The sequence below is a fragment of the Leifsonia sp. KNZ12-8B genome, from assembly GCF_056755495.1.
This window is the reverse complement of record NZ_JBPGXM010000152.1, coordinates 1-8,389: the sequence shown is the minus strand read 5'-3', so window position 1 is coordinate 8,389 and position 8,389 is coordinate 1. Positions and strand designations below refer to the sequence as shown.

The window sequence follows — 8,389 nt, the reverse complement described above, 5'->3', positions numbered from 1 at the left end:
GGGCCGGGGGGGGTGTGTCGGGGGGCGCGGGGGGGGCGGTTGGGGTTTGGGGTGGGGGGGGGGGGGCGGGGGTAGTCGGCTCGCGGCGACGATCCTTCGTTGCGGCTGCGCGGCATCGGCCGGGCCGGGGGAGCGCGTGGTCGGGCGCCGGTGTGCCCAATTTCCTGGTGGCGAGTCGAAAATACTTGCAACTAGCTTCGATGTGAAGCCCTGGATGTTAGATGTCCAGGGCGTGCATCGAAAGGCCTGGCATGATCCGACGCACGTCGCGCAATCTCGCGATCGGCGCAGTCGCACTAGCGACACTGACACTTGGAGTGGGATCGCCGCTCGCCTTCGCCGATGGCGGTGATCCGCTGCAGGCGGTGGAAAGTGCAACGCCGCTGACGGCCGAGCACGTCGCCCCTGTGGCAACGTCGGCAAGCGGGCCGAACGCGATCGATGCGACGGTCAACGGCGTGAGCGTCACCATCCCAGCGAAGGCGGCCTCGAGGGTGGGTCTCAGGCGAGGTCGCGTGTCGGTGGCGATAGGTCTTCCCTTCGGAGCGAAAGCCGGGAAGCCGACGAAGCGTCGAAACGGCATCGTGTCGTACGACAACCGAAATCAGTCGACGACAATGCCTCTCGTGCTCGAGGATGGCTCCGTCCAGCTGAACACGGTCATCCAGAATGCTTCTGCTCCTTCGACGTACTCCTATCCGATCACCGTCCCCGGAGGAGGTCGTCTGCGGGCCGAGAAAGACGGCACGGTATCCATCCTGGATGCGACGGGCGCATGGGTCGGCGGGCTTGCCGCACCCTGGGCGAAGGATGCCCGAGGGAAGCAACTCCCCACGTCCTACATCATCAGCGGCTCGACTTTGACCCAGCACGTCGACTTCACGGCGCCAGGCGTCGCCTTCCCTGTGGTCGCCGATCCGTGGCTGGGCATCGCGCTCATCGACCACACCAGCTGGCAGAACCTGTGGCAGTACAGTCCCTCTCTCGCTGTCTACCCGACCTGGTGGGGGCGTTACGGCGCAGGGATCCCAGCCGGCGGGGCTGCTTGGAGTGAGACGCTTGCGAAGACAGCACGCTCCGGGCACCCGAACCCCAACACCGCGTCGATGAAGGTACAGTTCGACTGCCACTTCCAAGTCGTGCGATTCAAGTCTCCGCGTAAGCCGAGCTGGAACCTCGATTCCAAGCTGCCCTGGACGGACTTCGCGAACGAGGTCCGCTACGGTTGCAACTATCCGACCGGGAAGCGGGAGTTCTAGTGAGCGGAACGGGTGAGGGGTCCCCATCTCAGACGCTGGTCCGTGGCAAGAGAGCGGCTCCCTGGGTGCGCACATTCGCCGTGTTGCTCGCCGCGGTGTTCCTGCTCGCCACGGTGTGGGCGACATCGATCTTCATCCGCTGGTGCGAGCTCGATGACAGCATCTTGTTCCCCGCGGTGGAGATCGGCAGGCAGGCGGCCTTTCCGCCGGGCCATTTCGAGTTCGGATGGGTCGCCGGTGTTGCGTCCGCGACGTTCGCCGCCCTCACGATCGGAGCGGTGTGGTGCGCCGTCGTGGTGATCGCGAGGCCGATCGGCTCCGTCGTGCAGGCGTTCGTGATGACTGCCGGGGTTGCGCTCGTCGGCAGTTCCGTGCCGTGCATCGTGAGGTACACCCTGCTCGGATTCGTTCCGCTGATCGCCGGGGCGGGCCTGATGCTCCTGGCGTTGCTGTGGCCCTCACGGGTGGCGCGCCTCTGAAGCATGAGGGTGGGGGTGCGTTCCGCTGCGCGACTACCGCCCGCCCACCTCATACACAACCGCCGACCAATGCTCCTCCACCGCATCCCACGCCTCCTCGCCGTGGTACGCCAGCCCGTACTGCACGTTGAGGATCGGGCCCAGCAGGTTGAGCACGTCCGGGAGGAACGGCGTCCCGGGTGGGAAGCCCAGGCCGAAGCTGTGGATGATGCTGTCGTCGGCGGCGCGGAGCCAGATGCCCCAGCCTTGGGAGACCGGCATCGCCACCACGCGGAAGACGTGGGCGGGGTCGTAGTCGGCGGGGAGGGCGTCCGGGCGGTCCGTCATGTCGCTCACGCTACACAACCGGTGCGCGGGGGTGGTTCAGCTACCGCGCGGGCCGCCGGTAGGGTGCGAGGTATCGCCGTCCTTCGAGGAGTGAAGCATGACCGGAGCCGACACGTCGCACACCCCTGAGAGCGCGGGAGGCGGCGGTGGCGGCGGTGTCGCCGACGTCCTCGTCGTCGGGGCCGGGCCGGTCGGGCTGGCGCTTGCCGGCGACCTGGCTCGGCGCGGCGTCCGCGTCCGGATCATCGACACCCTCCCGGCGCCCACCACCGAGTCGCGCGCCATCGTGCTGCACTCGCGCTCGCTCGATCACCTGGAGGCGCACGGGGTGATCGACCACATCCTGGCGCGGGGGATCGTCTCCACCGCGATGGAGTTCCATGCCGGCGGGCGGAGCATCGCGGAGGTGGCGTTCGGGTCGATCGACGCGGTGTACCGGCATTCCGTGTCGCTGCTGCAGACCGACACCGAGGCGGTGCTCGCGGCACGGTTGAGGGAGCTCGGGGTCGAGGTCGAGCGCGCGGTCACGCTCACCGGCTTCGAGCAGGACGCGGACGGGGTCGTCGCGACCGTCGAGCGGGACCAGGGGCGCATCAGCACCATCCGCGCCCGGTACCTCGTCGGCGCGGACGGGGCTCGCAGCACCGTCCGGCACCTGATGGGGGAGAAGCTGCAGGGCGACTTCGAGGGGGAGGACTTCCTCCTCGCCGACGTCGACGGCGAGCACGCGTACGAGCGGGCGCACTTCCACACCTTCCTGTCGCCGGGAGACACGACGGCGCTCATCTTCCCGCTTCCGGACGATCGGGTGCGGGTGATGGCGCAGCTGCCGCCCGGGACCGATCCGGACCGCGCGGTCACGCTGGAGTGGGTGCAGGAGGCGCTCGCCGACCGCGGCGTGGCGCTGCGCATCACGGCGACGCACTGGCTCACGCGGTTCCGGCTGAAGCACGGGCAGGTGGCGCGGTACCGCGACCGGCGGGTGTTCCTCGCGGGCGACGCGGCGCACATCCACTCGCCGGCGGGCGGGCTCGGCATGAATACCGGCATCCAGGATGCGATGAATCTCGGGTGGAAGCTGGCGCTGGCGCTGCGGGCGGGTGCGGGCGATGCCGAGGTCCTGCTCGACAGCTATCAGGCGGAACGGCACCCGGTCGCAGCGGCCGTGATCGCCTTCAGCACGCGGCTCACGACGCTCGGGACGCTGACGAATCCGCTGGCCCAGCGGGTGCGCAACGCGGTGCTGCACGCGGGGACGAAGGTCGCGGCGGTGCAGGAGCGCCTGGCGGACGAGGTGGAGGAGCAGCGCGTCCGGTACGAGGGGAGTCCGATCGTGCGTGATGGCGGCGGGCATGGGCGCGGCCACGCGACGAAGGCGGGCGACTTCCTGGTGCTGCGGGATCAGCACGTGGCGGCGGCGCTTGCGGCGACGACGGGGCACCTGGCGATCGTGCTCCCCGGGGAGCGGAGCGCGGACGCCGATGCGCGCGACCTGCTGGGCTACGACCCGGGGGAGGTGCGGGAGCTCGCAGTGTCGGACGCGGACGCGCGGCGGCTCGCCGCGGCGACGGGGCTGGAGCGCGGGGGCGTCGTGGTGGTGCGGCCGGACGGGTACCTCGCATATGTGGGGAGCGGGGTGCGCGTCGCGGATCAGGGTGCGGTCGCGGAGGCGGCGCTGGACGCGTCGACGACCGACGGGAGCTGAGGCGTCGGGAGATTTGGCGCAAATCGTGGTTATGGACGGCTCATAACCGCGATTTGGCGCAAATCGTGGGACGCGGGCGGGACGTGGGCGCGCGGGAGGGCGGCCGCGGGGAGGGTGCTGCAGCCCGGGCGTGTCGCCCGAATTGGGGTACAAACACGTGTCCTCCATTTGGCCCACAAGTGCCAGGTTGTCGCTAGGCTCGCCGACGGAACCCGAATCCCGCAGTACGTCGACCCGAAGGACAGCACTGTGCACCCGAGAACGACCTCGTACAACCATGCCCACGACGTGGCCCGCCGCCAGCTCCGGCGACGTGAGCTCGACCTCCACTGGGCCAAGGAGCAGCGCCGGCAGCAGGAGCTGGAGCTCGCCCGCGCCGGCGCCCTCGTCGCCGCGACGCGCGGCGCGCTCATCCGCAAGCCGGTGCTCGTCGCCTGCCTGCTGCTCGCCGCGGACGCGGGCCTCGCCTGGGGCGTGACCGAGACCGGCCTGCTCGGTTCGGCCGCTCTCGCGGTGCTGGTCGCCGTCGGCGTGCTCGCAGCCGCCGTCGTCGTCGGGCTGGCGGTGCGGGTGTTCGCGATCCGCAAGCGGCGCCGAGCGGCGCGCGACCTGCTCTGGTTGCACAGCGCGCGGCGACCGCACACGCAGTTCCACATCCAGGAGAGCCTCGGCTCGTACCTGGAGGCGAAGCTGCTCGCGCACGCCACGCGCTGACAGGAGGCGCGCTGACAGGAGGCGGGGCTGACGGGAGGCGTGACCGCGCGGCCCTCAGCCGCGCACCGGCTCCAGCGTGATCTCCACCTCGAAGCTGCGCCGCCACGGCAGCCGCAGATCCGTCAGGGCCCAGTCGGAGCCCGGCAGCTCCGTGCGGAGGGCGTCGCGCATCCGGTCCGCGATGACCTCCTCGGCGCGTGCGACGACCGCGTCCTCGGCGACCGGGTAGTGGTCGGGGAACAGGCCGGGCCCGTCCTCCGAGCGGATGACCGCCTGGTAGGCGTAGTCGTCGAGGAGGCGGGTCAGCAGGGCCCGGCGGACGGCGGCCTCCACCTCGTCCGAGGGCATGCCCGAGCGGCCGACCAGGGCGGCGACCGTCGTGGCGATCACCCCGCCGAGGGTGTTGCCGGCGGTGTTCCAGCCCCCGAAGGCGACCAGCTCGCCGAGCACCCCGGCGGAGGCGAGGGCGCGCACGAGTCCGGCGTCGGCGCCGTTGGGATACCGCACGTCGGCCAGCGCGACCACGTTGCCGCCCTCGAGCTCGGAGCGCACGGCTGCCACGGTGCGCGCGATGGCGTCGGCGTCGGCGCGCTCGGGGTAGCCGCCGAACATGTCGTGCCGGTCGGGATCGGGAGCGTGGACCACGAGCACCGCGTCGGCGGGGTCCGCCTCGGCCAGTACAGCCCCGGCCGCCCGCAGCTGCCGGTTGATCGACTCCGCCAGCGGGACGTTCTCGTACGGCGGCGTGCGGTCGAGGCCGCCCGGCTCCGGGCAGGAGACGCGGACCGTCGGGCGCGCGCCGGCCGCCTGGGCGATGGCGCGGGCGACCAGCGCGGCCCCGACCTCGTCGGCACCGGGATACATGAGCACGCCGTGCCCGGCGGGCAGGAACCGCATCCAGTGCCGCAGCCAGTGCTGCTCGGCGGAGCCGGCCGAGAACGTCGCCGTGTCGTCCGCCGTGACCGCGAGGAAGTCGAGCGCGCCCTCGTCGACGAGGGTCAGCGCCGCCAGGTTGACGATGTGGTTGCGCACGCGCCGGCGGGCGAAGTCCGAGACCACGTCGGCCGGCACGTCGGTCAGGTCGCTCAGCGCGATGTCGTCGGCGGAGGCGTCGAGCCGGTGCACCGCGCCGCCGAGGGCGTGCAGCTCCTTGCCGTACGACGTCCAGTACTCCGGCTCCTCGGCGGCGGAGTACGAGTTGCTGGCGCGCATGACCAGCGAGACGGCGCTGATCGTCAGCTCGGGCCTGGCGCCCTTCAGGTCGCGCAGCAGATCCAGCTGGGCGAGGGCGACCGGGGTGGGGTCGTGGCTGATCCGGCTCGCGATCAGGCCGCCGTAGCAGAGCATGTCGAGCGAGACCACGAGGTGCTCGGTGGCCGGATCGAGCGCGCGCTCACGCAGCCACGTGCCGAGCGCGGTGATGTCGCCGGGCGTGCGGTACGCCGGCAGGATCTCCGGCGGCGGGACGTCGAGCGCGTACCCGCCGACGCGGGCGACGTCCTGCGGCAGCAGCACGTTGACCGGGCGGTCGTCGAGGGGGAGCAGGGCGATGCGGGGGCGGGCGTGGACGTCGTCGGCCATGTCAGGACTCCTTGGGGATGCTCGTGCGGGCGATGGAGAGGGTGTACGAGTAGCGGTCGCCGCGGTACAGCGACTGGGCGAACTCCACGGCCCGGCCGCGAGCGTCGTAGGCGGTGCGCTGCACCAGGAAGGCGGGGGAGAACGGAGGCACCTGCAGCGCCGCAGCCTCCTCCTCGCCCAGCACGGTCGCGTGGATCTCCTGGTCGGCGCGCACCACGTCGATCCCGAACCGGCCGGCCAGGTCGTCGTAGAGCGAGTCGCCGTGGATGCCGTCCTCCAGGCCCGGCACGAGGTCGGCGGGCAGCCGGCTGGTCTCGAGGCACATCGGGGCGCCGTTCGCGGTCCGCACGCGGCGGATGACCACGACCGGGAGGGCGGGGCTGAGCCCGAGCGCGTAGCCGACGGACATCCCGGCGGGCTCCAGCGACATGCTCACCGAGAGCGAGCCTGGCACCATGTCGCGCTGCCGCATGTCTTCGGAGAACGACGTGAACTCCAGCGTCTTGCTGATCGGCGAGGCGCTGACGAACGTGCCGGAGCCCTGCACGCGGTACACCATCCCGTGCCGTTCGAGGTCGTCGAGCGCGCGGCGGATGGTGAGCCGGTTCACCCCGAAGGTCGCGGCCAGCTCGCGCTCGGTGGGCAGCTTCTCGTGCGGGCTCATGCCGCCCTCGATCTGCGCCTTCAGGTAGCGGCGGACCGTCTCCTGCTTGGTGAGCTCCTGCTTGGTGAGCCCGCCGCCGGCCACGTCTCCCGTGGTCACCACCATCTCGACCTCTTCACCTTCATTGGTATGTACCAATATGTTGACGTCATGCCAGCCTCTCTGTCAATATCGCTTCAATCACAACGAGGTGGTTCGCTCCAATCACATCATCTCGCCCCCTTCGCTCGAGAAAATGGAGTACACAGAATGACATCCCGACGGTTCCGCCGCTTCCGTGTCGCCGCCCTCGCGGCGTCCGCACTCGTCGCCCTCCCGCTCGCCGCCTGCTCGTCCAGCGGATCGGGCGACGACGGCCCCACGACGATCACCTTCTCGTACCTCTGGGGCGGCGCGGAAGGGAAATCGCTCGAGAAGATCATCAGCGACTTCAACGCGAGCCAGAAGGACATCGTCGTGAAGGGCGTCTCCAGCCCCGACACGCAGAAGCAGCTGACCTCCATGTCGTCGTCCAACGGCTCCTTCGACATCTCGGACAACTTCGGCGACAGCGTCGGGGCCTGGGCCTCGAAGGGCATCATCGCGCCGCTCGACGACTACCTGAAGAAGAACGACGTCGACACCGACGACTTCGTCCCGAGCGCGATGGACCAGATGCGGTTCGACGGCAAGACGTACGCGCTGCCGATCGCGGTGCACAGCCTCCAGCTGGTGTACAACAAGAAGCTGCTCGCCGAGGCCGGCCTCCAGCCGCCGACGACGATGGACGAGCTGGCCGCGGCCGCCGCCGCCCTGACCAAGACCGACGCCGCGGGGAACATCACCCAGCTCGGCCTCGGCTCCTCGAACTACAGCAGCACCCTTCAGGCGATCGGCATCGCCTTCGGCGGCAAGTGGACCGGCAAGAGCGGCCCCACCCCGACCGACGCGGGCAACATCGAGGGCCTGAAGTGGTACCAGGACAACATCGTCAAGAAGGTCGGCGCCGACAAGCTCGCGGCCTTCAAGGGCGGCGAGGGCCAGTACCTCTCGGCGCAGGACCCGTTCTACTCCGGCACGATGGCGATGCGCCTCGACGGCGAGTGGACGGCGGTCAGCGCCGCCACCGCCGCACCGGACCTCGACTGGGGCGTCACGGCGATCCCGACCGGGGTCCCCGGCGCAGAGGACTCGACGCTGGTCTCCTCGAGCACGCTGTTCATCCCGTCGAACTCGAAGCACAAGGAGGAGGCGGCCACCTTCCTCGCCTATCTGGTGAGCGAGAAGCCGATGACCGATTTCTCGCTGACGCTCGGCAACCTGCCGGCTCGCACCGCGCTGCTCGACAGCGACGCCTACAAGGACCTGAAGAACTTCTCGGTCTGGGCCGACGCGCTGAAGAGCCCGAACGCCGTGTCACTCGCGAGCGCGCCGTACTCGGCCGAGTACGCGACCGACCTCGCGGCCGCCTTCGACGACGTGGTCCGCGACGCGGCCACGCCGCAGGAGGCGCTCGAGGGGGTCGAGAAGCGGGTCTCGAGCTATGCCACTCGCTGACGCCTCCACCGAGACCCGGCGGAGCACGAGGCCGGCAGCGGACAGCGCTGCCGGCCCCGGCGCCCCGCCGGGGGGGGGCCCCCCCCCCCCCCCCCCCCCCCCCCCCCCCCCCCCCCCCCCCCCC

General features: G+C 70.8%; 8 protein-coding genes. 5 read left to right on the top strand and 3 right to left on the bottom strand.

Going from position 1 to position 8,389, the window contains the following annotated elements; genetic code table 11:
• Window positions 1–251 precede the first annotated feature (251 nt).
• Window positions 252–1,259, top strand: a complete 1,008-nt coding sequence (locus ACR9ZG_RS16695) for a DUF2599 domain-containing protein (RefSeq protein ID WP_481285973.1) — start codon at window positions 252–254, stop codon at window positions 1,257–1,259.
• A gap of 65 nt (window positions 1,260–1,324) precedes the next feature.
• The gene (locus ACR9ZG_RS16690) at window positions 1,325–1,738 is read left to right on the top strand and encodes a hypothetical protein (protein WP_481285972.1); all 414 of its coding nucleotides are present in this window, start codon (window positions 1,325–1,327) and stop codon (window positions 1,736–1,738) included.
• A gap of 33 nt (window positions 1,739–1,771) precedes the next feature.
• Here ACR9ZG_RS16690 and ACR9ZG_RS16685 read toward each other — a convergent pair whose 3' ends face one another.
• Window positions 1,772–2,065 carry a hypothetical protein gene (locus tag ACR9ZG_RS16685; RefSeq protein ID WP_481285971.1) on the bottom strand — a complete coding sequence of 98 codons (294 nt, stop codon included), beginning with the start codon at window positions 2,063–2,065 and terminating at the stop codon, window positions 1,772–1,774.
• A 97-nt stretch (window positions 2,066–2,162) separates the two neighbouring features.
• Between ACR9ZG_RS16685 and ACR9ZG_RS16680 the strand changes: the two genes are divergently transcribed.
• Together ACR9ZG_RS16680 and ACR9ZG_RS16675 are read left to right on the top strand one after the other, a co-directional pair.
• Complete coding sequence (locus tag ACR9ZG_RS16680) at window positions 2,163–3,770, top strand: FAD-dependent monooxygenase (protein ID WP_481285970.1); 1,608 nt, start codon at window positions 2,163–2,165, stop codon at window positions 3,768–3,770.
• A gap of 249 nt (window positions 3,771–4,019) precedes the next feature.
• Window positions 4,020–4,484 (top strand): hypothetical protein, encoded by a 465-nt coding sequence (locus ACR9ZG_RS16675; protein WP_481285969.1) that lies wholly within the window; start codon window positions 4,020–4,022, stop codon window positions 4,482–4,484.
• A gap of 54 nt (window positions 4,485–4,538) precedes the next feature.
• On the opposite strand, the gene ACR9ZG_RS16670 is transcribed toward ACR9ZG_RS16675, so the two are convergent.
• Together ACR9ZG_RS16670 and ACR9ZG_RS16665 are read right to left on the bottom strand one after the other, a co-directional pair.
• A complete protein-coding gene (locus tag ACR9ZG_RS16670) occupies window positions 4,539–6,065 on the bottom strand; it encodes a DUF4127 family protein (protein ID WP_481285968.1) in 1,527 nt (508 codons plus the stop codon).
• Between the two features lies 1 nt (window position 6,066).
• Window positions 6,067–6,834, bottom strand: coding sequence for a GntR family transcriptional regulator (locus ACR9ZG_RS16665; RefSeq protein WP_481285967.1), 768 nt, complete (start codon window positions 6,832–6,834; stop codon window positions 6,067–6,069).
• A gap of 144 nt (window positions 6,835–6,978) precedes the next feature.
• On the opposite strand from ACR9ZG_RS16665, the gene ACR9ZG_RS16660 reads away from it, so the two are divergent.
• A complete protein-coding gene (locus ACR9ZG_RS16660) occupies window positions 6,979–8,265 on the top strand; it encodes an ABC transporter substrate-binding protein (RefSeq protein WP_481285966.1) in 1,287 nt (428 codons plus the stop codon).
• Window positions 8,266–8,389: the final 124 nt, after the last annotated feature.